Here is a 24,153-nt window from a genome sequence, read left to right as displayed (position 1 = left end):
GGGGCGGGGGATCATGGGTACGCTCAAATACGAGGACATAGTCGACGCCCCGCTGGGGAAGCTGAAGACCGCGGTCGACGACTGGTCGAAGATGGCGGGCGATCTGGAGAGGCTCGCCACCGAGGCCCGCGACGGGATGAAGGCCAAGGCGGACAAGGCGGACTGGGAAGGTCTCAACGCCGGTGTCACCAAGGCGTTCATCGGCAAGACGGTCAAGGAGGTCGCGGACGCCGCGGCCGAGGCCAAGGGCGTGAAGCAGATCCTCGAAGAGGGTCACAACGCCATCAAGAAGGCCAAGGACGACCTGATCGACATCCGGGACCACGAAGGGCCCGCGGCCGGGATCAAGGTTGACGGCCACGGCAAGGTCACCGCACGCCACCCGGTGGAGGACATGCCTCCCCAGCAGAAGGCGCACGACCCCGACTACCCCGCACTGGTGCAGCAGCAGAAGGCGAACATCGCCTCCTGGCAGAAGAAGATCGACCTGATCGTCGACAACTGCAACGACACCGATGTGTCCTTCAAGAACTCCCTCGAAGCCAACGTCACGGACCGCAAGGACTTCAACGCCCCGAAGTACACGAAGATGGACCAGGAGGAGGCCGCCCGGGCCGCCGGCCTGGCCGCCAAGGGCCGCGACATCACGCACACCGAACTCCAGCAGCTCAACGAACTGCTGGCGGACAACAGCAAGTCCGTGGAGTTCTCGAAGAACTTCTACGAGAAGCTCGGCCCGGAGAAGTCCCTCGCGTTCTTCGGCCAGCTCTCCACGGACACGTACGAATACGGCAAGCTCGACAAGGAGCGGCTGAAGGACGTCCAGGAACTCCAGAAGAACCTGGGCCTCAACCTGGCCACCGCCTCCCACGACAAGGCGTTCTCCGACGAGTGGGGCCCCGAGCTCCGCAAGATGGGCACGGAACGCGTCCCGCTGGCCAAGTACGACTCCAACGGGCCGTACGGCTACCAGCTGCTCGGCGGCATCATGCGGTACGGGAACTACGACAAGGCGTTCCTCAATCCGATCGCTGAACACGTGGCGCAGCTGCACCAGAAGGACCCGTACATGTTCGCCGACAACAAGGTGGTGAACAGTCCGTTCAAGAACCCGTTCAACCCGTCCGGTGTGAACGGGGCCGGCTACGACCCGGCGACCGCCATGCTGGAGGCGCTCGGCAACAGCCCGGACGCGGCGAAGCACTTCTTCAACGACCCGCCGACCGCGTACAACGAGGACGGCACGGTCAACCACGGAGCCACGGCCGACCTCGGCAAGAACGGCGACACGCCGATCGAGAACTACCTCGACTTCTTCGGCAACGAGAAGTGGGAGTCCTTCCCGGACGTCAACTCGCTGGACGAGGACGAGCTCAAGAACTCCCTCAACCAGATGCCCGACGCGCTGGGCCACGCCCTGGAATCGGCGACGCTGGGCTACCCGGCGGGGCACCCGGACGGTGGTGTGGTGCGGGACGCGGACAATGCCGCGGTCATGCAGAAGGTCATGGAGAAGTACGGTGCCGACGCCGGCCTGCTCAAGCAGCAGGAGGCGATGGCCGACAGCCTGGGCACCATGGGTGCCGGGTACATCGACGACATCAACTGGGCTCTGGACAAGGGCGGGACGGACAGTGTCTTCGCCCCGGGCAAGAACCCGGACGGACATATCGACTTCGCGGACGACGACGAGGGCAGGAGTGTCGCACGTCAATTCCTCAGTGCTCTGGGCCAGCACCCGGACGCCTACGCGACGGTCTCGGCGGCGGAGCAGGTCTACACCCGCAGTGTGCTGGAGAACCAGGTCGGTCCGAACGGGGCGATCGACACGGGTGGTGCCAGGTCGACCGTGCATGTGGGTGCCGAGGTCCAGGGCATGCTCGACCAGTCCCGGGCCGACCAGGTCCAGGCCGACAACATGAAGAGCCACGAGGACTACGAGAAGGCTGTCGAAAAGCGCTCCGGGTGGGTCGAGTTCGGCGCGGCGGCGGGCATCGCCGCGGGCGTCGCCTTCCTGCCGGCCACCGCGGCGGTCGGGACGGCTGCCGTGCTCATTCCGCTGGCCACCGACACGGCCAGCGGTGGGGCGGAGCAGCTGATCGGACAGTTCGTCGGTGACATGTCGGACAACTCGGTCGACGCGAACAAGGAGAAGGCCGAGGAGCTGACGCGGGAGGAATGGAACAGGATCTATCGGTCCGGCGAGTCCATGGCTGAGGCACCGATGGAGGAGTTCCTCGCGAGCAACACCACGGACAAGGACGCTGACTTCCGTCAGGACATGAAGGAGTCCATGAGGCTCGGCTATGCGACAGGCAACGACCGGGAGAACCAGCAGGGCAACGACCCGGAGACAGGCTGAGACGGTGGTTGGAAGGCAGCGGAGCAGAGGGATGCAGATGGTGATCAGTCGTAGGGGCGGGTGCAGGGGGCTCCTCGGAGCGGCTGTAGCCGGTGCGGTCGTTGTGGGAGCCGCGGGCTGTGGGGGAGGAGAGGGCCAATCCACGAAGGCGGGAAACTCCTCCGTTTCGGCCGAGCAACTCTGCGGCGCGAAGGTGATGTCGGCCGGTGCGGTCGAAGCGGTCAAGGTGATCACCGGCTCATCGCGGTTCGTGGCGGATGGCGAGGAGGCGACCGTTGCCCACGCCGCGCAGGAGCTGCGCGACGCGTTCGCCTCGTCCACCCTGGGGGACGGGGAGATCTGCGGAGCGTTCGCGTCCGGCAGTGCCGCCCCGCAGGTCGAGATCGGGTGGGAGCTGGTGGGGAGCGCCCCGGCCGGGGAACCGGCGTCCAAGTTCACCTTGCTGAGGATGGGGGAGCAGGCGCTGGCTGCTCCGGACAGTGGCATCGTCAGGTTCGCCTGCCGCAGCGAGAGGCTGGCAGGTGCCAGTCCGGCGCACATCGCCATCACCGCTGAGTACGACGGCATCGCTCCCGAGCCTGAGGACGACAAGCGGGCGAAGGCGCTCATGGACGCCTACGTGACGGTCGCCCACTCCGTGGCGCTGGCTATGGCGGAGGAGCTGGGCTGTGAGAACAACGCGGGGCTGCCCGAGACCCCCGATCTCACGCCGAAGTAGCTGCTCAGCGGGGTCGGATGGTGACCCGGCGCTCGGGCCCCGAGGCTCGGGGTTCGAGCGCCGGGTGTGGCGCCATCACTCGTTCGAGGGGCCGGGGGATGCCGGCCGGACCGACGCTTGAGCTTCGGGCTTCGAGGGCTGAGACGCGAGGGCCGGGGTTCGAGCGCTGTTGTTCATCCGGGGGGTAGGTAAGGGCTTTTGGGGAACCGCCCCTCCCTCCCCACCCCGTCACGGCCAGCAAGTATGACTAATAGTGAGCGAGTTGCGGCGGAGAGTCGCGGCTGCTTACGGTGCCCACAACGAGACGACCCCGACGGGTGTTTGCCGCACCGGCCGGGGTCTGACCCAAGATCGCGCACCCAAGAAGGACGATCTCGTGGCTATCCAGCACCCTAGCTCCGCCCCGCCCGCTCCCGCAGCCTCGCGCCCGTACCGCAAGGCGCACACCGGCTACGGCAAGCAGACCGTCCCGGCCCAAGGTCCCTCCGGTGCAGTGGCCTTCGCCTATCTGCCCGAGCGTGAACGCTACGTCGCCGGGTATGTCGACCACCTCCCCGACGGCGCCGCCATGGACATCAAGTCGCTGGCCAAGGACCTGCCCCTGTACGGCCAGATGGCCATCGGCACCGCACTGCGCGCCCTCGCCGTGGCTGGGCATCTGCGTCGCGTGCGCTGCCGGGTGGAAGGGGCCGGTCAGTGCCGGTGGGTGACGCTCACTTACTGGTCCCGGACCGCTCACGACAACGAGTGGTGGATCGCCAGGCTCGCAGGTGAGGCTGCCACTGGCCCGGAGCAGGCGCCCGCACCCTCCGCCGAACCGGCGGTCGTACCCCGACAGCGCACTGCGGAGCGGCCCGGCCCCAACCCGCCCCCGGCGCCGCAAGAGGAGCCGGGCGTAGGCGCCTCCTCGGCTGTCGCGGCCCCTTCCTCCGCCTACCTCACCCTCGCCGAACTCGGCCGCAGCGAACCCCGCCTGGCGCTCTCCGCCGCCGACTGCGCCGCGCTGGAACCGCTCGCCGCCGCATGGTTCACGCGAGGTGTCGGCGCCGACTACCTGACCTCGGCGCTCACCGCCGGACTGCCCGAGTGCATCGGGTCGCCCATCGGCCTGGTACGCCGCCGCCTCACCGACAAGATGCCGCCCCACCTGCCCCCGGCACCCGCACCGAACCAAGGCGGCCTCCCCGCCACCCCCGTCCGCAGCGTCCTGGTCGAGTGTGCCGACTGTGGCCGCCCCGGCCCGGCCGAAGCGCTCCCGGACGGCCTCTGCCGCCCCTGCACGACCGCACACCTGCCCCCGCAGTCAGTCGAAGGCGCAACGCCCGCCGGGGTCGAACGCGACGTCCCTGCCCTCGTCGCGAGCCTCCGCAACCTGATGCGCACCCCCTGAGCAGTCACGCGCCGGGCCGAGTTGGGCCACCACCAGCCCGTACAGCAGCTCGGCGTCCACGAACTCCCCGTCCTGCGGAGGCCCGCACCGCCAGCTCAGCGGATACGTGTTGCCGTGGGCGGCAGGAATCCCGACGTACTGGTCGCGGGCCGCCGGGCCGAAGCGCTTCGCGCCGGGCGGCCAGTCGAAGTCCTGGCTCGCGCCGGCTTCCAGTAGGAAGTACGTCCACCGCGCCCCTGCGATCTCCCGCACGACGGGCCCCGGATCGCCGTCCGTGAGGGTGGCGAGGTGGTGCAGCACCGCCTCGCCCCGGACGCCGCGCAGCCGGATGGCGTCGAAGTGAATGCCGATGAGGCGGAGTTGGAGCCCCGATGCGGGTACCCATTCGGGGAGCTTCTTGCTCGTCATGGCTATGAGCATCGTGGTGACTGCGTAGCGTGACCAGCAGGACGCGATCCACATCCACGCGATGTGGGGAGAGTGGTGATGGCTGTGGCGACGAGTGGCGGGACGACGCGTGGGCGGCGGCTGGTGGGGGAGCTGATCCGCATCCACCGGGTGCGGGCGGGTCACACACAGAAGGAAGCGGCGGAGCAACTGCTGATCTCGGAGTCGCTGATGGGCGCGGTGGAGCGCGCGGAGCGCATTCCGTCGCGCGACCTGCTGATCGACGCGGACCGGGTGTTCGGTGCGGGCGGGGCTCTGAAGGCGTGCTGCGAACTGGTGGACGAGGAGAAGTACCCGCCGAAGTTCCTGGACTGGGCGAAGCTGGAGCGGAACGCGCGGGTGATCAGCGCATACGAGACGATGCTGATCCCGGGCCTGCTCCAGGCGGAGGCGTACGTGCACGCGCTGTACCGGTCGCGCGTACCGGCGTACACGGAGGACGAGATCGCCCGGCACGTCGGAGCGAGGCTGGAGCGGCAGACGGTTCTGTCGCGCACGCCGCCGCCGCGGATCGGGTACGTCATCGAGGAGTCGGTCCTGGACCGGACGCTCGGCGGGCCCGAGGTGCTGAAGGAGCAGCTGCGGCACGTGCTCGACTGCGTGGAGCGGTTCAACCACCTGACGGTGCAGGTGATGCCGTCGGCTCAGCACACGCATGCGGGGCTGATGGGACCCATGCAGTTGATGTCCACGGCGGAAGGCCGCAACTTGATGTATGTGGAGGCTCAGGGCGGCGGTAGGTTGATCTCAAAGCCGGAGCAAGTGAGTGACCAGCTCGACCTCTTCGGCATCCTGCGGGCGCAGGCGCTCAACCCATGGAAGTCCGCGGAGATCATCGAGACGAAGGTGAGGCAACTGTGAGCGACGGACCCCGGCTGACCTGGTTCAAGTCCAGCTACAGCGGCAACGAGGGCGGGGCCTGCCTCGAAGTCGCCTACGACTGGCACAAGTCCAGCTACAGCGGCAACGAAGGCGAGGCCTGCGTCGAGGTCGCCACCTGCCCTCACACCGTCCACGTCCGCGACTCCAAGGTCACCGACGGCCCCACCTTCACCGTCACCCCCACCGCCTGGACCGCATTCGTGGCGGGTGCGGCCAAGGGCTGACCGCCCGCCCGTCATCCCGGGCCGCGCCGGATCAGGGCCGGGACAAGCGCGTTTCATGACCAATGGGAGACTTCTCATGCAATGGCCAGCCCGACAGGAATTCGACCGTTGGGCCGGACGGCAGCAGAGCTGGGGCGCCGGCCTGATGGCACTGTCCGCAGCCCTGTTCCTCTGGTTGGGGTACTTGCTGCTGATCCCGTTCACTGTGCATCACTTTCAGGATGAAATCGCTTGTGAAGCTCCGGTGTTCTACGACAGTGAGAGCACCTCGTACAGCCAAGGCGCGGCAAAGATGTGCAGCGCCGAGCGTGACTGGCCAGAACTGCTCGGAATCGGATTTCTTGCCGTGCCCCCCGCTGTCGCGGGTGCGGCGCTGTTCACGAGCGGGAGCGCACGCAAGCGGGCGAGCTCCCATGTCTTCCGGATTCTGGAGATGCAGGAGGCCGAGGAGCGCGCCCGGCAGAAGGCGCGGCCGAAACCCTGAGGTGGTGGCAGGCTCGCGCACGCAGAAACGGCCGCCCCACGGGATGGGGCGGCCGTCACCTTTCGCCGGAGGCCGTGACCGGATTCGAACCGGTGTAACTCGAGTTGCAGTCGAGCCCCTGAACCTCTCGGGCACACGGCCGTGCGTTTCTTGATCTGCTGTCGACCGTACGGGCCCGCCGGGGCCCGGCCAAGGGTCACGGGCGGGCCGCAACGTGACTGCCATACCGCGTTCATGTTCGCGGTCCTGGCGAGCCGTTGGTCCTACGGCGAAGGGACCAGCCGGATTCCGCCCACCGACAGGGGTCACCGGGGGTGGTGGCCCTTACTCTGGGGCTCATGACTGCCCTGGAACCCCGTGACGCCGAGGTCACCGCCGCCATAGTCGAGACCACCGTCGTCGAACCGGCGGAAGGTGTCCTCGGGCGGACCTACCGGGCACTCAGCATCGGCATCGTCTCCGTCGTACTGCTCATCGCCTTCGAGGCGACCGCCGTGGGCACGGCGATGCCGGTCGCGGCCCGTGAGCTGCAGGGCATCCCGCTCTACGCCTTCGCCTTCTCCGCGTACTTCACCACCAGCCTCTTCGCCATGGTGCTCTCCGGGCAGTGGGCCGACCGGCGCGGGCCGCTCGCCCCGCTCGCCACCGGGATCGGGGCCTTCGGGGCGGGGCTGCTGCTCTCCGGGACCGCGGCGAACATGTGGACGTTCATCCTGGGGCGGGCCGTCCAGGGCATCGGCGGCGGGCTCGTCATCGTGGCGCTGTACGTCGTCATCGGGCGGGCCTACCCGGAGCGGATCCGGCCGGGCATCATGGCCGGCTTCTCGGCGGCCTGGATCGTGCCGTCCGTCGTCGGCCCGCTGGCCTCCGGGACCGTGACCGAGCACCTCGGGTGGCGCTGGGTCTTCGTCGGCATCCCGGTCCTCATCCTCCTGCCGCTGGGCCTCGCGCTGCCCGCGATCCGGCGGATGGCGGGAGGGGCCGCGGACGCGGAGGCCGCGGCGGAGCCCTTCGACCGGCGCCGCATCCGGCTCGCGCTCGGGATCTCGGCCGGTGCCGGGCTGCTCCAGTACGCGGGGCAGGAGCTGCGGTGGGTCTCTCTTGTCCCGGCGCTCGCCGGTGCCGCGCTGCTCGTCCCCGCCGTGCGCGGGCTGCTGCCCCGGGGGACCGTGCGGGCCGCGCGGGGACTGCCCGCCGTGATCCTGCTGCGGGGGATATCGGCCGGCTCGTTCATCGTCGCGGAGTCCTTCGTCCCGCTGATGCTCGTGACCCAGCGTGGACTCTCCCCGACGCTGGCAGGCCTCTCCCTGGCCGCCGGGGGTCTGACCTGGGCGCTCGGCTCGTACGTCCTGGCCCGGCCCCGGCTGGAGCCCCACCGCGGGGCACTCATGGTGGTGGGCATGGTGCTCGTGACCCTGGCGATCGTCGCGGCGCCGAGTGTGCTGATCGAGGCGGTACCGGTGTGGACCCTGGCCGTGGTCTGGGGCGTCGGGTGCTTCGGCATGGGCATCGTGATCGCGTCGACGAGCGTGCTGCTGCTGAAGCTGTCGGCGCCGCACGAGGCGGGTGCCAACTCGGCTGCCCTCCAGATCTCGGACGGCCTGTCCAACGCGCTGCTGCTCGCCGCGGGCGGTGCGGCGTTCGCCGCGCTCGGCGGCGGCGCGGTGGGCGTGGCCGCCCACGGGGCCGTGGAAAGCGGTACGGCCACGGCGCATCCCGGGGCGTTCACGGTGGTGTTCCTGCCGATGGCGGCGGTGGCGCTGGTGGGGGTGTGGGTCGCTACGCGGGTGCGGACGGATTCTTAGTACCGCGTGGTACTACGCGGTACCATTCGTCCATGGCTGGTCTGAATCTGAGGTTTACCGAGGAAGAGCTCGACGCCCTGCGTGCTCGCGCCGAGGCTGAGGGGCGAAGCATGCAGTCCTTCGCTCACGATGCGGTGATCACCGCCATAAACGAACACTCGCGCCTCTTCAACGAGGCAGCCGATCATGTGCTGAAGGTCAGTGAGGAGCTGAACCGGAGGCTCGCCTGATGCGGTACCTGACACTGCCCGAGCTTCTGAATCTTGCAGAACGGCTGGGGGCCGCCGAGGTACGCGACTACGGGCTGCTCGACTCGGCATTGGCGCGCCCGCAGGCGAGCGTATTCGGTCAGGACGCCTATCCGGACGTGTGGCAGAAAGCCGCGGCGCTCATGGAGTCCCTGGCGCGCAACCACGCGCTCGTCGATGGCAACAAACGCATCGCCTGGTACGCGACATGGGTTTTCCTGCACATGAACGGGCATCCGCTCGACGCAGGCTTCGACGTGGACGAGGCCGAGCGGTTCGTGCTGGATGTGTGTCAAGGAGTGCTGGAAATGGCCAAGATCGCGGAGCAGCTGCCCGGGTTCGCCAGGTAGCCGTGTCCTGTGAAGCGGGTCTCAGCAGTGCCGAGTCGCAGCTGATCCGTACGGGGTTCCGCGCCGCCCGCCGGTAGGGTGGCCCGGTTGTCGTATCGGCAGCCGCCCACGTACCCGAGTGCCCTGAACCGGAGACCGTGACTACTACCGCCTCCCACCACCTCTCACCCGCCTTTCCCGGCCGCGCCCCCTGGGGGACGGCCGGGAAGCTGCGCGCCTGGCAGCAGGGTGCCATGGAGAAGTACATCCAGGAGCAGCCGCGCGACTTCCTCGCGGTCGCGACGCCCGGCGCCGGGAAGACCACCTTCGCGCTGACCCTCGCCTCATGGCTGCTGCACCACCACGTGGTGCAGCAGATCACCGTCGTGGCGCCCACCGAGCACCTCAAGAAGCAGTGGGCGGAGGCCGCCGCCCGCATAGGTATCAAGCTCGACCCCGACTACAGCGCCGGCCCGGTGAGCAAGGAGTACCACGGGGTCGCGATCACGTACGCCGGTGTCGGCGTGCGCCCCATGCTCCACCGCAACCGGTGCGAGCAGCGCAAGACGCTCGTGATCCTCGACGAGATCCACCACGCCGGTGACTCGAAGTCCTGGGGTGAGGCCTGCCAGGAGGCGTTCGACCCGGCGACGCGGCGGCTCGCGCTCACCGGTACGCCCTTCCGGTCCGACACCAACCCGATCCCCTTCGTGGCGTACGAGGAGGGCAACGACGGCATCCGCCGCTCCTCGGCCGACTACACCTACGGCTACGGCAACGCCCTCGCCGACGGGGTCGTCCGCCCCGTGATCTTCCTCAGCTACAGCGGCAACATGCGCTGGCGCACCAAGGCCGGGGACGAGATCGCCGCCCGGCTCGGCGAGCCGATGACCAAGGACGCCATCGGGCAGGCCTGGCGCACCGCGCTCGCGCCCACCGGCGAGTGGATCCCCAACGTGCTGTCCGCCGCCGACAAGCGGCTCACCGAGGTGCGCAAGGGGATTCCGGACGCGGGCGGGCTCGTCATCGCGACGGACCAGGAGTCGGCGCGCGCGTACGCCAAGATCCTGAAGAAGGTGACGGGCGAGTCCCCGGCCGTGGTCCTCTCCGACGAGAAGGCGGCGTCGAAGAAGATCGACAAGTTCAGCCAGGACGAATCGCGCTGGATGGTCGCGGTGCGCATGGTGTCGGAGGGCGTCGACGTCCCGCGCCTCGCGGTCGGCGTGTACGCCACGACCATCTCGACGCCGCTCTTCTTCGCCCAGGCCGTAGGCCGTTTCGTACGGTCGCGGCGCCGGGGCGAGACGGCTTCCGTCTTCGTGCCGACCATCCCGATGCTCCTCGACTTCGCGAACGAGATGGAGGTCGAGCGCGACCACGTGCTCGACAAGCCCAAGAAGGGCAGCGACGAGGAGAACCCGTTCGCCGAGGAGGACCAGCTCCTCGCGGACGCGGAGAAGCTCGAGGACGAGGAGACCGAGGAGCAGCTGCCCTTCGAGGCCTTGGAGTCCGACGCGGTCTTCGACCGGGTGCTGTACGACGGCGCGGAATTCGGCATGCAGGCGCACCCGGGCAGCGAGGAGGAGCAGGACTACCTGGGCATCCCCGGCCTCCTCGAACCCGATCAGGTGCAGCTGCTGCTCCAGAAGCGGCAGACCCGGCAGATCGCGCACAGCAGGCAGAAGCCGGCGGAGGAGGCGGACCTGCTGGAGAAGCCGGCCGAGGGGCGGCCGGTGGTCACGCACAAGAAGCTGCTGGAGCTGCGCAAGCAGCTCAACACGATGGTGTCGGCGTACACCCACCAGAGCGGCAAGCCGCACGGGGTGATCCACACCGAGCTGCGGAGGGTGTGCGGCGGGCCGCCCAGCGCGGAGGCGACGGCCGGGCAGATCCAGGACCGGATCAAGAAGGTCCAGGAGTGGGCCACCCGAATGCGGTGATTCCTGCTCCGAAGGCCCCGGCACACGCGCGGATCACGCCGCCCGAGTGCCGGGGCCCCGGTGTGATCCGGGCCGGGCGCCGGCGGGCGGTTCCGCGCGGGGCGTGCGCCGTCCCCCGGGGGCGCGTGAGGGTGCGGCGGGCTCCGTGGGTGGGAAGTTTTTGCGACATATATTTCACGGTGAGTTAACAATCGTTCACGTGTGATGTACGGAGCGTTGTCACGGCGTCACCCGACTTGAACGCGCGTAGATGTTCGCGTTCCGGACGGTCTCCCGCTGACCGGCGGTTATGTCATGCGACTCCGGAGGGAGACCGGATTCTGGACGAGGGCTTCCGCTGAGCGGACCCTCTCGCTAATGTCCCCGAAACATGAACGCCCCGTGGCAATGTGGCCGCGGAGCGCAGCCGGTGTTATGGCCAGTCGGCGGCCTCTCGGTGCGTCGCCGTGGGACCGGCGTCGGCATCCCGGAGAGACAACCGCCCCGCTCACCACGAGGGAGAGGGCGTCGTGACCGCGGAGACTTCTCAGACGCTCGACCGGGGACTGCGTGTCCTCAAGCTGCTCGCCGATACCGATCACGGCCTGACCGTCACCGAGTTGTCGAACAAACTCGGCGTCAACCGCACCGTGGTCTACCGACTGCTCGCCACCCTGGAACAGCACGCGCTCGTCCGGCGTGATCTGGGTGGCCGGGCCCGAGTGGGTCTGGGCGTGCTGCGCCTGGGCCGTCAGGTGCACCCGCTCGTCAGGGAGGCGGCACTGCCCGCGCTGCGCTCCCTGGCCGAGGACATCGGGGCCACCGCCCACCTCACGCTCGTCGACGGGTCGGACGCGCTCGCGGTCGCCGTCGTCGAGCCGACCTGGACCGACTACCACGTGGCCTACCGGGCCGGCTTCCGTCACGCCCTGGACAGGGGCGCCGCGGGCCGGGCGATCCTCACCGCCCGGCAGAAGACGGTCGACCACCCGGGCTACACCCTCACCCAGGGCGAGCTCGAAGCCGGTGCCTGCGGGGCGGCGGCGCCGCTGGTCGGGGTATCGGGGGTGGAGGGCAGCGTGGGTGTGGTCATGCTCGCGGACGCCGTACCGGAACGGGTCGGACCGAGGGTCCTCGACGCGGCTCGTGAGGTCGCCGACGCGCTGCGTTAGCACGAGCGCCGGCGCCGCGTCGGGCCGAGCGCCCGCGCTGCACCAGGACGGGCGCCGCGGTGCGGGCCCGACCGCCCCGGTGGCGCCGGGGCGGTCGGAGCCGGAGGCGCGCGGCGGTTAGATTGGGCGGGTGGCCATTCGTCTCTCTCGCCCCCGCCTTCTCGCCCTCTGCGCGCTGCCCGTCCTCGCACTGTTCGGTACGGCCGCCTTCGCGCCGCTGCCGTTCACCGTGGCGCAGCCCGGCACCACCGCGGACGTCCTCGGGGACGACAAGGGGACACCGGTCATCACGGTCAAGGGTGCGCCGACCCACCCCACCGACGGCAAGCTGCTGATGACCACGATCCTCGCGACGTCGCCGACGGCCGACATCGGCGTCGGGGACGTGGTGGACAGCTGGTTCAGGACGGACCGGGCGGTCATGCCGCGGGACTCCGTCTATCCGGCCGGCGACTCCGAGAAGGAGATCGAGCAGCACAACCTCCAGGACATGAAGGAGTCGCAGAACGTCGCCGTCGACGCGGCCCTGAACTACCTGGACATGAAGCCCGGCTCGGTGGACATCACCCTGCACCTCGCCGATGTCGGCGGTCCGAGCGCGGGCCTGTTCTTCTCCCTCGGGATCATCGACAAACTCTCGGACAACGGCTCCGGAGGCAACCTGACCGGCGGCCGCACCATCGCGGGTACGGGGACGATCGAGGCCGACGGCGCGGTCGGCGCGGTCGGCGGGGTCAGCCTCAAGACGCAGGCAGCCCGGCGGGACGGCGCGACCGTCTTCCTGGTGCCGAAGGCCGAGTGCAAGCAGGCGAAGGCCGAGCGGCCCGACGGGCTGCGGCTGATCTCCGTCACGACGCTGAAGAGCGCGGTGTCCTCGCTACGGGCCCTGGACGAGGGGGGCAAGGTTCCGGGCTGCTGACCTGCGGCTCCGGACCCTCCATGGTGCGCCAGGCGGGGAAGACCAGCGGGCTCAGCGTCGCCAGGAAGTACACCCCGCCCATCGCCAGCAGCGCCCTCGTCGCGCCCATCCCCTCGACCAGCAGGCCCGCCGCCAGCCCGCCCACCGGCATGGCGAGCTCACAGCCCGCCGTGAGGGCACCCGAGACCCTGCCGAACAGCGCGGTCAGCATCCCCAGGTCGGCCGCCCCGCCCAGCTCGCCCTCGGCGTGCACGGGCAGCAGGACGGCGTTCCATCCCTGGTCGGTGCCGTTCATGAACATCACCATGAGGACCACGGCGAGCAGCAGCCGGTTGCCCAGCAGGTAGGCGTAGCCCTCCCGCAGCTCGGCGCGGTAGATGCGCAGCGACACGGGGGCCGCGGTCCTGCTCGGCTCGGCCGAGCGGATGCCTCGTACGCCCGCCGCGACCAGCAGGGCGGACAGCGCGAACGAGGCGGCGTCCAGCAGGAGCACGGTCTCGGCGCCCGCGAAGGCGATCAGTACGCCCGCCAGTGCCGCGCCGACCATGCGGGCACCCCGCGACACCGCGTCGAAGAGGCTGGCGGCGCGGGCGAGCGTGGTGCCGGCGTGCTCGGCGAGGTCGGGGACCAGGACGTAGCGCGCGGTGTTCCCGGGCGTGTGGGCCAGCCCGTTCAGCGCCATCAGCGCGCACAGCATCCAGAAATGGAGCGCTCCCGCGTGGTGCAGCAGCGGAATCGTGGCGATGGCGGCGCCGCAGACCGTGTCGGAGGCGATGGAGACCCGGCGCCGGCCGATCCGGTCGATGACCGGGCCGCCGATCAGGGCGGCGACGACGATCGGCAGGGTCGCGCAGAAGGCGACGACGCCGGCCCGGCCGGCGCTCCCCGTGGTCTCCAGGACGAACCACGGCACGCCGATGAGGGTGAGCGAAGTGCCCGCCGTGGATATCGAGTTGGCCGCCAGGACAGCGGCGAGCGGCGTGCGGTCCCGCGGCTGTTTCCCCCCGTCCACCATCAGGCCGTTCGCGCGGCGCGGGCCGGGGGAGGCGTGCTCCGGGCCAGCCGGAGGCCCAGCTCGACCAGCGTCCAGCCCATCCGGTGGCGCAGTCCGGGGCGTACGGGGACGAACTCGGCCGCTTCATGCCGGAGTTCGGCGGCGCGGTAGGTGTGGAGCAGCAGGTGGATGTCGCTGTGCATGACGGTGATCCCCTCAGTCGGTGGGACGCGGGAACATGTGCAGATGGGTGCGGACCACGGCCGACCCCTCGGTGTCCTCGGGGACGCGGTCCTGGTAGCTGTGGACGAGCTCGTGCATCTTCTCCGCGAGCTCCTGCGAGAGCTCCGGGGTGAGGCGCAGCTTGAAGTCACTGAGTTCCCAGGCCCGGCGCCACTCCCCAGACCATTCGTGCATCGTCCCCAGCCAGGTGTTCAGCTCCTGGCCGTGCGTGGTGGCGATCTCGTGGAGTACTACTCCGACGGCGCCGCGTACCTCGGCGTCCGGGTGTTCCAGGAAGCTGCTGGTGCTGAAGGTGTTGCCCATGTGGACGGCCTTCCACCACCGCTCGCGCCCCTTGCCGCGCTCAGGGTCGTCCTCGACGAAGCCGTACGTCGCGAGCTGGCGCAGGTGGTAGCTGGTGGCCCCGCTGGACTCGCCGAGCCGGTCGGCGAGTCCGGAGGCGGTCGCGGGGCCGAACTCCCTCAGGGTGTTCAGCAGCCGGATCCGCAGCGGGTGGGCGAGGCCGCGCAGGGTGCGGGTGTCGACGTGGTGGATCTTCGGGTCATCGGCGTACGGCGTCGGCCGGCGTTCCGGCTCGTTCGGTGGCATGCCATGACCATAGAGTTGCAAAGACTGCTTTGCAACACGTTTTTTGCAACGACTTCTTTGGAAGCCCCCGTTCCGCTCAGCCCTCCTTGATGAATCCTTCCTTCACCAGCCAGTCCTTCGCGACCTCGTGGGGGTCCTGGCCGTCCACGTCGACCTTGGAGTTCAGCTCCTGCGCGAGCGGCGTCGTCAGCTTCCCGGTGAGGGGGGCCAGCAGTTCGGCGATCTCGGGGTACTTGTCGAGTGTCGCCGTGTGAATGGCCGGTGCGACGTTGTAGTTGGGGAAGAACTGCAGGTCGTCCTCCATGACGTCCAGGTTCATCGCCTTGATGCGGCCGTCGGTGGTGTACACCTCGCCGAGCAGGCAGGAGTCGGACTTCGAGACCTGGGTGTAGATGATCCCGGCGTCCATCTTCTGGATGTTCGAGGCCGGCAGTTTCATCCCGTACTTCTTCTGCATGCCCGGCAGCCCGTCGTCCCGCGAGGCGAACTCGTTCTCCACGCAGACCGTCACCGCCTTCGGGTCCTTCCTGGCCAGCTCCGCCACGTCCGAGAGCGTCTTCAGCTTGTACTTGGCGTTGTTCTTCTTGCTGACGGCCAGGGCGTAGGTGTTGTCGAGGGTGGACGGCGGCAGCCAGGTCACCCCGTTGGCGATGTCCTCGTCGCGGACGGCCTCCCACTGCTTCTGCGGGTCGACGATCGGCTCGGCATGGCCCATGTAGGTGATCCACGCCGTACCCGTGTAGTCGTACAGCGCGTCCGCCTCGCCCTTCACGACCGCCTCGCGCGCGCTGATCGACCCCGGCAGGTTCGTCCGGTCGAGAACCTCGGCGCCGGCCGCCTTGAAGACCAGTCCCATGATCTGGCCGAGGATGATGCTCTCGCTGAAGTTCTTCGAGGTCACCGTCAGCGACGCGCCCTTGAGGGGCTGCCCCTTCCCGATGGACCCCGGTTCCACCTCGTCCACCAGCGGTGATCCGCTCTTCAGCCCGCACCCCGTGAGCAGGAGGGCGAGCGCGGCCCCCGATGCCAGGCCCGTACGTACCCTCACGCTTCCTCCAGTCCGCGCGGCGTCAGCCACAGTTCGACCAGCGACGCCAGCCAGTCCACCAGCAGTGCCAGCACCACCGTCAGTACGGAACCGAGCACCAGCACGGGCATGCGCTGGGTCTGGATCCCGGAGGTGATGAGGTCGCCGAGTCCTCCGCCGCCGCCGAAGGTGGCGAGGGTCGCCGTGCCCACGTTGAGCACCAGGGCGGTGCGTACGCCGGCCAGGATCAGCGGGACGGCGAGCGGCAGCTCGACCTTGGTGAGCGTGCTCATGGCGGACATGCCGATGCCCTTGGAAGCCTCCACCAGCGTCGGCTCGATCTGGTTCAGACCCGCCACCGTGTTGGAGAGCACCGGCAGCACCGCGTAGATCACCATGCCGGTGATGGCCGTCGACGGGCCGATGCCCAGCCAGATCACCAGCAGGGCCAGAAGCCCGATCGCGGGCGTGGCCTGGCCGATGTTGGCCAGGGCCGTGACCCAGGGGGCGGCCTTCCTGAGGCCGCGCCGGGTCAGCGCGATACCGAGGGGGAGCGCGATGATCAGCACCCAGAAGGTGGAGATCGCGGTCAGTCTGACGTGCTGCCACCAGCGGACCTGAACGTTGTCGCCGGCCAGTGAGTTCTCCGCGATCGAGTCGAGGTCGACGTGGGAGATCCACAGATAGGTCACCACGAGGACGACGGCGCAGACGGCCGGCACCAGAACGAGCTTCTGCCAGGTGATCCTGCGCGCCGGACCCGACGGCGGCGGAGTGGGCTCACTCTCCTCGTCACGGAAGGCATGGCCCTGGACGTCGTGCTCGCCGGGTGGCCGTGCGTCCTTGGGGGACACCTGTCGGCTGGGGGTCATAGCCCGCTGCCACCGCCCTCGAGCTCCTGTTCCGTCAGATGGGACCGGGACTCCTCCAGGTCGTGCCGGTGCTCCATCGCGGCGAGCCGGTCGGCCTCCAGGAGCTCCTGCACGGAGTTCAGCAGCGTGTGCATGTCGACGACGCCGATGAACTCGCCGCGCCGTCCCGTCACGGCGACCCGCCCGCCGCTGTCGGTCAGCACCGCCTCCAGCGCGTCGTGCAGCGTCGCGTCCCGGGTCACCGTGTCGTGCACCAGCTGCCCGGCCCTGGCGAGCGAGCCCTTGGCCCGCATCAGGTCGCCGCGCCGCAGCCACTTGTACGGACGGTTGCGGCGGTCCAGCATCAGCAGCTCGTTGTGCTGGCCGTCGCGCAGCTTGTTGAAGATCGACTGGAGCGGGTCCTCGACGGTCACCGTGGGGAAGTCGGCGATCCCCACGTCCCGTACGCGGGTGAGGTTGAGCCGCTTCAGGGCCGCGCCCGCCCCCACGAACCCCGAGACGAAGTCGTCCGTCGGGTTGGTCAGGATGGCCTCGGGGGTGTCGAACTGCGCGATGTGCGAGCGCTCCCGCAGCACCGCGATCCGGTCGCCCAGCTTGATGGCCTCGTCGAAGTCGTGGGTGACGAAGACGATCGTCTTGTGCAGCTCGTGCTGGAGCCGGATCAGCTCGTCCTGGAGGTGATCGCGGGTGATCGGGTCGACCGCCCCGAACGGCTCGTCCATCAGCAGCACCGGCGGGTCCGCGGCCAGCGCCCGCGCCACGCCCACACGCTGCTGCTGGCCGCCGGAGAGCTGGCGCGGGTACCGCCCGTGGAACTCCCGGGGGTCGAGACCGACCAGGTCGAGCATCTCCTCGACCCGGTCCTTCACCCCGGACTTCGACCAGCCCGTCATCTTCGGCACGAGGGCGATGTTCTCCGCGACCGTCATGTGCGGGAAGAGACCGGAGGACTGGATGGCGTAGCCGATCTTGCGACGCAGCTTCACCGGGTCCATGTCGGTGACGTCCTCGTCGTTGATCCTGATCCGCCCGGACGTCGGCTCGATCAGACGGTTGATCATCTTCAGCGTGGTGGACTTCCCGCAGCCCGAGGGGCCCACGAGGATCACGGTCTCACCGGCCTTGATGTCCATGGACACGTTGTCCACGGCGGGATTGGGGTTCCCTGGGTAGGACTTGCTGAGGTTCTCCAGCTGGATCGTCGCGCCCGAGGTGGCCGGGCGGGGCGGGGCCGACTCCGTCGACCCGGTGGCGGTCTCAGGCACGGATCCCCCTGGGGATGGTGAGCCGCCCGAGCAGTACGTACGCGGCGTCGAAGAGCAGGGCGAGGATGACGATGCCGATCGTGCCGGCGAGGACCTGATTGATGGCGTTGGCGCTTCCGAGTGAGGCGAGTCCGCGGAAGATCTCGTTGCCGAGACCGGGACCCGAGGCGTACGCGGCGATGGCGGCGATGCCCATCAGCATCTGGGTGGCGACCCGGATGCCGGTGAGGATGGGCGGCCACGCGAGCGGCAGTTCCACCTTGAGCAGCCGCCTCGTGCGGGACATCCCGATGCCCTTCGCCGCGTCGACGAGGGAGGGGTCGACCCCGCGCAGCCCGACGATGCAGTTACGGACGATGGGCAGCAGCCCGTACAGGGTCAGGATGATCACGGTGGGCGGGACCCCGAGGCCGACCAGCGGGATCAGCAGGCCGATCGCCGCGAGTGACGGGATGGTGAGGATCGCCGAGGTGGAGGTGATCGCCAGGGCACCGCCCCAGCCGCTGCGGTAACTGACGACACCGATCAGGACGCCGAGGACGGTGGCGATGACCATGCACTGGAAGACGGCGCTGACGTGCTGGAACGCGTCCGTGAGCAACTGCTGGTGTCTCGTGCTCAAATACTCCCAGAAGTTCACATGTTGCTCCCTCGGCTCAGTCGGTGTCCTCTGCAGCCTGCTCGATCAGCGGGATAATACGCAGGGGCACCGGATTTTCCATGACGATCGCCGTGGAGGCCCGGACGATGCCATCAAAGCCGAGGACCAGGTCGATCACCCGCTGGAGATCGGCGTTCGAGCGGGCCACGAGCCGGCAGAGCATGTCCCCGTGGCCGGTCGTCGTGTGCAGTTCCAGCACCTCCGGCACGCTGCTCAAATGGGCCCGTACGTCGGCGCCTTGGCCCTGCTTGATCTCCAGCGTGGCGAACGCGGTGACGGGGTAGCCGAGCGCGGCCGGGTCCACGTCCGGGCCGAAGCCGCGGATGACGCCATTGGACTGAAGACGGTCCAGCCTCGCCTGCACCGTCCCGCGCGCCACCCCGAGACGCCGCGACGCCTCGAGTACGCCGATACGGGGCTCCCGGGCCAGCAGCACGATGAGCCGGCCGTCCAGTCGATCGATCGCCATGATCCGCCTCCCGATGGTCAGCCTGTACGGACAGCCCGCCCATCCTGGCGTCCGGGTGTACAGATTGACCAGTGGATCCGCGAACTGTTGCGCACCTTGCGAAGCGGCGGGAACCTTCGGACATGACTGAGACTGTGCACACCACCCCCGACACCGCCCGGCAGGCCGATCCCTTCCCGGTCAAGGGAATGGACGCGGTGGTCTTCGCTGTGGGCAACGCCAAGCAGGCGGCGCACTACTACTCGACCGCCTTCGGCATGAAGCTCGTCGCCTACTCCGGACCGGAGAACGGCAGCCGCGAGACCGCGAGTTACGTCCTGACCAACGGCTCCGCCCGCTTCGTCCTCACCTCCGTCATCAAGGCGTCCACCGAGTGGGGCACCTTCCTCGCCGACCATGTGCACGCCCACGGCGATGGCGTGGTCGACCTCGCCATCGAGGTCCCCGACGCCCGCGCGGCCTACGCGTACGCCGTCGAGCACGGCGCGCGGGGCATCACCGAGCCGCACGAGGTCAAGGACGAGCACGGCACGGTCGTCCTGGCCGCCATCGCGACGTACGGCAGGACCCGCCACACGCTGGTCGAGCGCGGCGGCTACGACGGGCCGTACCTCCCGGGCTACACGGCCGCCGACCCCATCGTCGAGCCGGCCGCCAAGCGGACCTTCCAGGCCATCGACCACTGCGTCGGCAACGTCGAGCTCGGCCGGATGAACGAGTGGGTGACCTTCTACAACAAGGTCATGGGCTTCACCAACATGAAGGAGTTCGTCGGCGACGACATCGCCACCGAGTACTCCGCCCTCATGTCGAAGGTCGTCGCCGACGGCACGCTGAAGGTGAAGTTCCCCATCAACGAGCCGGCGATCGCGAAGAAGAAGTCGCAGATCGACGAGTACCTGGAGTTCTACGGCGGTGCGGGCGTCCAGCACATCGCGCTCGCCACGAACGACATCGTCGCGTCCGTGAAGGCGATGCGGGCGGCCGGCGTGCAGTTCCTGGACACCCCGGACTCGTACTACGACACCCTGGGGGAGTGGGCGGGCGAGACCCGCGTGCCCGTGGAGACGCTGCGCGAGCTGAAGATCCTCGTCGACCGCGACGAGGACGGCTACCTGCTGCAGATCTTCACCAAGCCGGTCCAGGACCGCCCGACGGTCTTCTTCGAGATGATCGAGCGGCACGGCTCGATGGGCTTCGGCAAGGGCAACTTCAAGGCCCTGTTCGAGGCGATCGAGCGCGAGCAGGAGAAGCGCGGCAACCTGTAGCCACAGCGCCGAAGGGGCCTTTCTCCCGGCCGGGAGAAAGGCCCCTTCCGCATGCGGTTACGGGGTCGCCGTGGCGGCGCCGGGCTTCGCCCGCGGGGCCGCCGAGGCAGACACCGACGGTGCGGGCTCCCCGGCACCCTCTCCGGCACCCTTCGCGGCCTCCTCGTCGGCCTCCGCCGAGGGCTCCGTCCGGGGCCCGTTCCCGGCCCCCTCCGGCTTCCCGGGCTCCTGCGCGGGCTCCGGTTCGGGCGGCTGCACCGCCTCGGGGCCGCCCGCCGCCGGCTCACCCAGCGCGTCCAGGGCCTCCTGCGCCAGCGGGGCGGCCAAGGGGGAGAAGTCCGGGTTCGTGCGGAGAGCCTCCTCCAGATGGCCGCGGGCCGGGCCGTCCTGGCCGAGCGCACTCTCGATCACGCCCAGGTGGTAGGCGTACGTGGCGTCCCGTACGCCGGTCTCCACCGCCCGCTCCGCGTACTGCATGGCCTCCTCGCTCCGGCCCGCCCGGTGCAGCGACCAGGCCAGGGTGTCGGACACCGCCGCGCTGCGGCGCTGCGCCGCCCACTCGGTGCGCATCAGCTCCACCGCCGCCTCCGGGTCACCGTGGTCGGCCTCGAAGCGGGCCTCGGTCAGGGACTCGTCGACCCCGGCCGTTCTCGCCCCGGTGAGGAGGTCGCGGAGCTTCGTGTACTGGGTGCGCGCGTCGCCGTCCAGGTCCAGGGACTCGTACAGCTCGGCCAGTTCGAGCATGTACTCGGGGCGGGGGAGCTTCGTCGTCACCGTCCGGTAGTCCGCCAGCGCCTCGTCCGTGCGGTCCAGGGACGCCAGGGCGCGGGCCCGGCCCGCGAGGGAGGCGAGGTGGCCGCGGTCGGTGCGCAGGGCGGCGTCGTACTGCGCGAGGGCTTCCGCCGGGTCCCCGCGCTCACCGGCGAGGTCCCCGAGGCGGTGCAGGGCCACCGCCTTCGCGGCCGGCGTGCCGGCGTGGTCCGCCGCCTCCTGGGCGGTGGCCAGGGCGTCCTCGCGCCAGCCCTGGTTGCGGTACATGTCGGACGTCCTGGCCAGGGCGGGGGCGCCCTTGCGCAGGGTGCCGAACTTCTCCGTGGCCTTGGCCGCCGCCGCGTACTCGCCGAGGCCGTTGTAGGCGTCGATCAGCACCGGGTACACCGTCCAGTCCTTCGGCTGCCGGGCGCGGACCGTCTCGCCCCACTTCTTCGCGGCGAGGAAGTCGTTACGGGCGTTGGCGAGCGTCCCGAGCCCCACCCAGGCCTGCACGTTCCCCCGCTCACCCGGCTGCGCGGCCAGCGAACGCTGGAGGGCCTGCTCGGCCCGGGCGTAGTACGCCGTGTCCGCGGAGCGCCGGGCCCACTCCACGTACGCCGTGCCGAGCACCGCCCAGGACGGGGCGTCCGCGGGGTGCGTCTCCACCCACTTCTGCCGGTCGCCGATGAGGGCCGTCAGGTCGGACAGGGACGCCGGGGAACCCGCCGCCGCCGCGGCCTCGGCCCGGGCCACGGGCCCCGGCGTGGGCGGTGCGGCCACCTCGTCGTCGTCCGGTACGGCGATCACCGCACCGGCCATGAGCACGGCTCCCGCCACCGCGCCGAACGCCGCCCTGCGCAGCGTGGTGCGCATCGGCGCGGGGGGCGGCGGGACGGACGTCGCACCCTGGGGCGGCAGGGGGGAGGGGAGCGGCTCCGGGTTCTGCTGCGGCTTGGCATCCATGGCCATCACTCTGCGTCAGTACGAAGATCACATCGCGCTCCGCGAAGGGTGACGCAGACGGGTTCACACCATTGGCCCCGGGTGCCACGCTTGGATCATGGACCCTCTTCTCGAACGACTGCGCGCAGGTCTCCCTGCCGAGGCGCTGATCACGGACCCGGACGTCACCGCGTCGTACGCCCACGACATGGCGAGCTTCTGCGACGCCGGTGCCCCCGCCGTCGTGGTGCTCCCGCGCACGGTCGAGGAGGTCCAGCACGTCATGAGGACCGCCACCGCCCTGCGGGTCCCCGTCGTCCCCCAGGGCGCGAGGACCGGGCTGTCGGGTGCGGCCAACGCCTCCGAGGGCTGCATCGTGCTCTCCCTGGTGAAGATGGACCGGATCCTGGAGATCAGTCCGGTGGACCGGATCGCGGTCGTCGAGCCGGGCGTCGTCAACGCCACGCTGTCCCGTGCCGTCAACGAGCACGGGCTGTACTACCCGCCGGATCCGTCGAGCTGGGAGATGTGCACGATCGGCGGCAACATCGGTACCGCGTCCGGCGGGCTGTGCTGCGTGAAGTACGGCGTCACCGCCGAATACGTCCTGGGCCTCGAGGTCGTCCTGGCCGACGGGCGGCTGCTGAACACCGGACGCCGCACCGCGAAGGGTGTCGCCGGATACGACCTCACCCGGCTCTTCGTCGGTTCGGAGGGCAGCCTCGGCATCGTCGTGAAGGCCGTCCTCGCGCTGCGGCCCCAGCCGCCGCAGCAGCTCGTGCTCGCCGCCGAGTTCCCGTCGGCGGCGGCGGCCTGCGGCGCCGTGTGCCGGATCATGGAGCGGGGGCACACTCCGTCACTCCTCGAACTGATGGACCGTACGACTGTGCGTGCCGTCAACGCGATGGCGTCCATGGGCCTCCCCGAGACCACCGAGGCGCTGCTGCTCTGCGCCTTCGACACGCCCGACCCGGCGGCCGACCTGGCCGCCGTCGGGGAACTGTGCACAGCGGCCGGGGCCACCGAGGTCGTGCCCGCCGATGACGCTGCCGAGTCCGAACTCCTGCTCCAGGCCCGCAGACTGTCCCTCCCCGCCCTGGAGACCGTCAAGTCCGCGACGATGATCGACGACGTGTGCGTGCCGCGCTCGCAGCTCGGCGCGATGATCGAGGGCACCGCCGCCATCGCCGAGAAGTTCGGGCTCACCATCGGTGTGTGCGCCCACGCCGGCGACGGCAACACCCACCCCGTCGTCTGCTTCGACCACACCGACGCCGACGAGTCCCGCAGGGCCCGCGAGTCCTTCGACGAGATCATGGCGCTGGGTCTCGAACTGGGCGGCACCATCACCGGCGAACACGGGGTCGGCGTCCTGAAGAAGGAGTGGCTCGCCCGCGAACTGGGCGAGGTCGGGGTCGAGTTGCAGCGCGGGATCAAGGCCGCCTTCGACCCGCTCGGGCTGCTCAACCCGGGCAAGCTGTTCTGACGGACCGCCCATGCCACCGCTCAGGCCTCCCCGTCCTGCGGCTCGTCCTGGAACCAGGGGTCGCTCAGCCACAGGTCGTCCGCCGGCAGTGGGGTGAGCAGCTCGGCGAGGGCTCCGTCGAGTCCGAGCAGCGAGCTCTCGGTCCCCGGCGGGACCACCCGCAGGGTGCGCTCCACCCACGCGGACACCGCGCCCGACGCCACCTCCAGGAGGGCGTTGCCGTCGGGTGAGGTGAGCGCGACGCAGATGACGCCCCGGTCCTCGACCCTGGTCGGCCAGATCCGTACGTCCCCGTGCCCGCACGGCCGGAACACCCCCTCGACCAGCAGTTCACGGGCGAACGTCCAGTGCACGGGCGACTCGGAGCCGATGTGGAAGATGATGTGCACGGCGTACGGGTCGTCGGTGAAGTAGGACAGCCGCGCGGGTACGGGGACGGACCGCTCGGGCGACAGGACCAGATTCACTTCCAGTTCGCGTTCCACGGCGTTCTGCATGAGGGTGCACGACCTTCCGATGCTCGTAGGGCCCGGTCCCGTGACCGGTCCGCACAAGGAGAGAGCGCCCTCCCGGACGTCTATGACGCGACTTCCCAGAAAAACTTCCCCGGACCTGAAAGTGGTCCAAACGACAGGACCGGCCCGGGGGTGCTCGGCGGTCTGATAGATGTGGACCCTTGTATTGAG

General features: G+C 69.7%; 25 protein-coding genes and 1 tRNA gene. 14 read left to right on the top strand and 12 right to left on the bottom strand.

Features of this window, described 5'->3' with window-relative positions; all coding sequences use genetic code 11:
- Nucleotides 1-13: 13 nt before the first annotated feature.
- From ACIBCU_RS06610 to ACIBCU_RS06600, 3 genes are all read left to right on the top strand, one after another.
- The gene (locus ACIBCU_RS06610) at nucleotides 14-2,362 is read left to right on the top strand and encodes a hypothetical protein (protein ID WP_399229690.1); all 2,349 of its coding nucleotides are present in this window, start codon (nucleotides 14-16) and stop codon (nucleotides 2,360-2,362) included.
- Between the two features lie 196 nt (nucleotides 2,363-2,558).
- Nucleotides 2,559-3,080 carry a hypothetical protein gene (locus tag ACIBCU_RS06605; protein ID WP_399229688.1) on the top strand — a complete coding sequence of 174 codons (522 nt, stop codon included), beginning with the start codon at nucleotides 2,559-2,561 and terminating at the stop codon, nucleotides 3,078-3,080.
- A gap of 376 nt (nucleotides 3,081-3,456) precedes the next feature.
- A complete protein-coding gene (locus tag ACIBCU_RS06600; RefSeq protein ID WP_399229686.1) occupies nucleotides 3,457-4,470 on the top strand; it encodes a MarR family transcriptional regulator in 1,014 nt (337 codons plus the stop codon).
- Here the strand turns inward: ACIBCU_RS06600 and ACIBCU_RS06595 are convergent.
- Entirely contained in the window at nucleotides 4,384-4,878 is a 495-nt protein-coding gene (locus tag ACIBCU_RS06595; RefSeq protein WP_399229684.1) for a hypothetical protein, read from the bottom strand. The genes ACIBCU_RS06600 and ACIBCU_RS06595 overlap by 87 nt on opposite strands.
- A gap of 78 nt (nucleotides 4,879-4,956) precedes the next feature.
- Here ACIBCU_RS06595 and ACIBCU_RS06590 point away from each other — a divergent pair, with 78 nt between their 5' ends.
- From ACIBCU_RS06590 to ACIBCU_RS06580, 3 genes are all read left to right on the top strand, one after another.
- Nucleotides 4,957-5,778 carry a Scr1 family TA system antitoxin-like transcriptional regulator gene (locus tag ACIBCU_RS06590; protein WP_399229682.1) on the top strand — a complete coding sequence of 274 codons (822 nt, stop codon included), beginning with the start codon at nucleotides 4,957-4,959 and terminating at the stop codon, nucleotides 5,776-5,778.
- Nucleotides 5,775-6,023, top strand: coding sequence for a DUF397 domain-containing protein (locus ACIBCU_RS06585; RefSeq protein ID WP_393766329.1), 249 nt, complete (start codon nucleotides 5,775-5,777; stop codon nucleotides 6,021-6,023). Before ACIBCU_RS06590 ends, ACIBCU_RS06585 begins: the two co-directional genes overlap by 4 nt.
- 76 nt (nucleotides 6,024-6,099) lie before the next feature.
- The gene (locus ACIBCU_RS06580) at nucleotides 6,100-6,507 is read left to right on the top strand and encodes a hypothetical protein (protein WP_393766328.1); all 408 of its coding nucleotides are present in this window, start codon (nucleotides 6,100-6,102) and stop codon (nucleotides 6,505-6,507) included.
- A gap of 69 nt (nucleotides 6,508-6,576) precedes the next feature.
- Here the strand turns inward: ACIBCU_RS06580 and ACIBCU_RS06575 are convergent.
- Nucleotides 6,577-6,648 (bottom strand) — tRNA-Cys (locus ACIBCU_RS06575).
- A gap of 197 nt (nucleotides 6,649-6,845) precedes the next feature.
- Between ACIBCU_RS06575 and ACIBCU_RS06570 the strand changes: the two genes are divergently transcribed.
- The 6 genes from ACIBCU_RS06570 to ACIBCU_RS06545 all read left to right on the top strand — a co-directional run bounded on the left by ACIBCU_RS06570 (nucleotide 6,846) and on the right by ACIBCU_RS06545 (nucleotide 12,899).
- Complete coding sequence (locus tag ACIBCU_RS06570; RefSeq protein WP_399229679.1) at nucleotides 6,846-8,312, top strand: MFS transporter; 1,467 nt, start codon at nucleotides 6,846-6,848, stop codon at nucleotides 8,310-8,312.
- 32 nt (nucleotides 8,313-8,344) lie between these two features.
- Nucleotides 8,345-8,542 carry an Arc family DNA-binding protein gene (locus tag ACIBCU_RS06565; protein WP_073746295.1) on the top strand — a complete coding sequence of 66 codons (198 nt, stop codon included), beginning with the start codon at nucleotides 8,345-8,347 and terminating at the stop codon, nucleotides 8,540-8,542.
- The gene (locus ACIBCU_RS06560) at nucleotides 8,542-8,910 is read left to right on the top strand and encodes a type II toxin-antitoxin system death-on-curing family toxin (RefSeq protein ID WP_399229676.1); all 369 of its coding nucleotides are present in this window, start codon (nucleotides 8,542-8,544) and stop codon (nucleotides 8,908-8,910) included. The genes ACIBCU_RS06565 and ACIBCU_RS06560 overlap by 1 nt, the downstream gene beginning before the upstream one ends.
- Nucleotides 8,911-9,047: 137 nt before the next feature.
- On the top strand, nucleotides 9,048-10,829 hold the full coding sequence (locus ACIBCU_RS06555; RefSeq protein ID WP_362926971.1) for a DEAD/DEAH box helicase: 1,782 nt from the start codon (nucleotides 9,048-9,050) through the stop codon (nucleotides 10,827-10,829).
- 509 nt (nucleotides 10,830-11,338) lie between these two features.
- Nucleotides 11,339-11,980, top strand: a complete 642-nt coding sequence (locus tag ACIBCU_RS06550) for an IclR family transcriptional regulator (protein ID WP_104786256.1) — start codon at nucleotides 11,339-11,341, stop codon at nucleotides 11,978-11,980.
- A gap of 130 nt (nucleotides 11,981-12,110) precedes the next feature.
- Nucleotides 12,111-12,899 carry a S16 family serine protease gene (locus tag ACIBCU_RS06545; RefSeq protein WP_362926970.1) on the top strand — a complete coding sequence of 263 codons (789 nt, stop codon included), beginning with the start codon at nucleotides 12,111-12,113 and terminating at the stop codon, nucleotides 12,897-12,899.
- Here the strand turns inward: ACIBCU_RS06545 and ACIBCU_RS06540 are convergent.
- The 8 genes from ACIBCU_RS06540 to ACIBCU_RS06505 form a co-directional block, all read right to left on the bottom strand.
- Nucleotides 12,829-13,914, bottom strand: a complete 1,086-nt coding sequence (locus tag ACIBCU_RS06540; RefSeq protein ID WP_399229673.1) for an MFS transporter — start codon at nucleotides 13,912-13,914, stop codon at nucleotides 12,829-12,831. The genes ACIBCU_RS06545 and ACIBCU_RS06540 overlap by 71 nt on opposite strands.
- Nucleotides 13,914-14,096 carry a hypothetical protein gene (locus ACIBCU_RS06535; protein WP_362926968.1) on the bottom strand — a complete coding sequence of 61 codons (183 nt, stop codon included), beginning with the start codon at nucleotides 14,094-14,096 and terminating at the stop codon, nucleotides 13,914-13,916. Before ACIBCU_RS06535 ends, ACIBCU_RS06540 begins: the two co-directional genes overlap by 1 nt.
- 13 nt (nucleotides 14,097-14,109) lie before the next feature.
- The gene (locus ACIBCU_RS06530) at nucleotides 14,110-14,724 is read right to left on the bottom strand and encodes a winged helix-turn-helix domain-containing protein (RefSeq protein ID WP_362926967.1); all 615 of its coding nucleotides are present in this window, start codon (nucleotides 14,722-14,724) and stop codon (nucleotides 14,110-14,112) included.
- Between the two features lie 76 nt (nucleotides 14,725-14,800).
- Nucleotides 14,801-15,772 (bottom strand): glycine betaine ABC transporter substrate-binding protein, encoded by a 972-nt coding sequence (locus tag ACIBCU_RS06525; RefSeq protein ID WP_399229671.1) that lies wholly within the window; start codon nucleotides 15,770-15,772, stop codon nucleotides 14,801-14,803.
- On the bottom strand, nucleotides 15,769-16,623 hold the full coding sequence (locus ACIBCU_RS06520) for an ABC transporter permease (RefSeq protein WP_362926965.1): 855 nt from the start codon (nucleotides 16,621-16,623) through the stop codon (nucleotides 15,769-15,771). The genes ACIBCU_RS06525 and ACIBCU_RS06520 overlap by 4 nt, the downstream gene beginning before the upstream one ends.
- The gene (locus ACIBCU_RS06515; RefSeq protein ID WP_362926964.1) at nucleotides 16,620-17,888 is read right to left on the bottom strand and encodes a betaine/proline/choline family ABC transporter ATP-binding protein; all 1,269 of its coding nucleotides are present in this window, start codon (nucleotides 17,886-17,888) and stop codon (nucleotides 16,620-16,622) included. Before ACIBCU_RS06515 ends, ACIBCU_RS06520 begins: the two co-directional genes overlap by 4 nt.
- Nucleotides 17,881-18,528: an ABC transporter permease gene (locus tag ACIBCU_RS06510; RefSeq protein WP_362926963.1), complete on the bottom strand. Its 648-nt coding sequence runs from the start codon at nucleotides 18,526-18,528 to the stop codon at nucleotides 17,881-17,883. The genes ACIBCU_RS06515 and ACIBCU_RS06510 overlap by 8 nt, the downstream gene beginning before the upstream one ends.
- 16 nt (nucleotides 18,529-18,544) lie before the next feature.
- A complete protein-coding gene (locus ACIBCU_RS06505; RefSeq protein ID WP_362926962.1) occupies nucleotides 18,545-19,018 on the bottom strand; it encodes an Lrp/AsnC family transcriptional regulator in 474 nt (157 codons plus the stop codon).
- Between the two features lie 122 nt (nucleotides 19,019-19,140).
- Between ACIBCU_RS06505 and hppD the strand changes: the two genes are divergently transcribed.
- Nucleotides 19,141-20,286 carry a 4-hydroxyphenylpyruvate dioxygenase gene (hppD, locus tag ACIBCU_RS06500; RefSeq protein ID WP_362926961.1) on the top strand — a complete coding sequence of 382 codons (1,146 nt, stop codon included), beginning with the start codon at nucleotides 19,141-19,143 and terminating at the stop codon, nucleotides 20,284-20,286.
- Between the two features lie 57 nt (nucleotides 20,287-20,343).
- Here the strand turns inward: hppD and ACIBCU_RS06495 are convergent, their stop codons facing one another.
- Complete coding sequence (locus tag ACIBCU_RS06495) at nucleotides 20,344-22,002, bottom strand: tetratricopeptide repeat protein (RefSeq protein ID WP_399229667.1); 1,659 nt, start codon at nucleotides 22,000-22,002, stop codon at nucleotides 20,344-20,346.
- A 97-nt stretch (nucleotides 22,003-22,099) separates the two neighbouring features.
- Here ACIBCU_RS06495 and ACIBCU_RS06490 point away from each other — a divergent pair, with 97 nt between their 5' ends.
- Entirely contained in the window at nucleotides 22,100-23,467 is a 1,368-nt protein-coding gene (locus ACIBCU_RS06490; RefSeq protein ID WP_399229665.1) for an FAD-binding oxidoreductase, read from the top strand.
- Between the two features lie 20 nt (nucleotides 23,468-23,487).
- Here the strand turns inward: ACIBCU_RS06490 and ACIBCU_RS06485 are convergent, their stop codons facing one another.
- Nucleotides 23,488-23,964: an SsgA family sporulation/cell division regulator gene (locus tag ACIBCU_RS06485; protein WP_362926958.1), complete on the bottom strand. Its 477-nt coding sequence runs from the start codon at nucleotides 23,962-23,964 to the stop codon at nucleotides 23,488-23,490.
- Nucleotides 23,965-24,153 lie beyond the last annotated feature (189 nt).

The organism is Streptomyces sp. NPDC051064, assembly GCF_044455985.1.
Lineage (GTDB): Bacteria > Actinomycetota > Actinomycetes > Streptomycetales > Streptomycetaceae > Streptomyces.
This window is presented reverse-complemented; position numbering and strand designations above follow the sequence as displayed.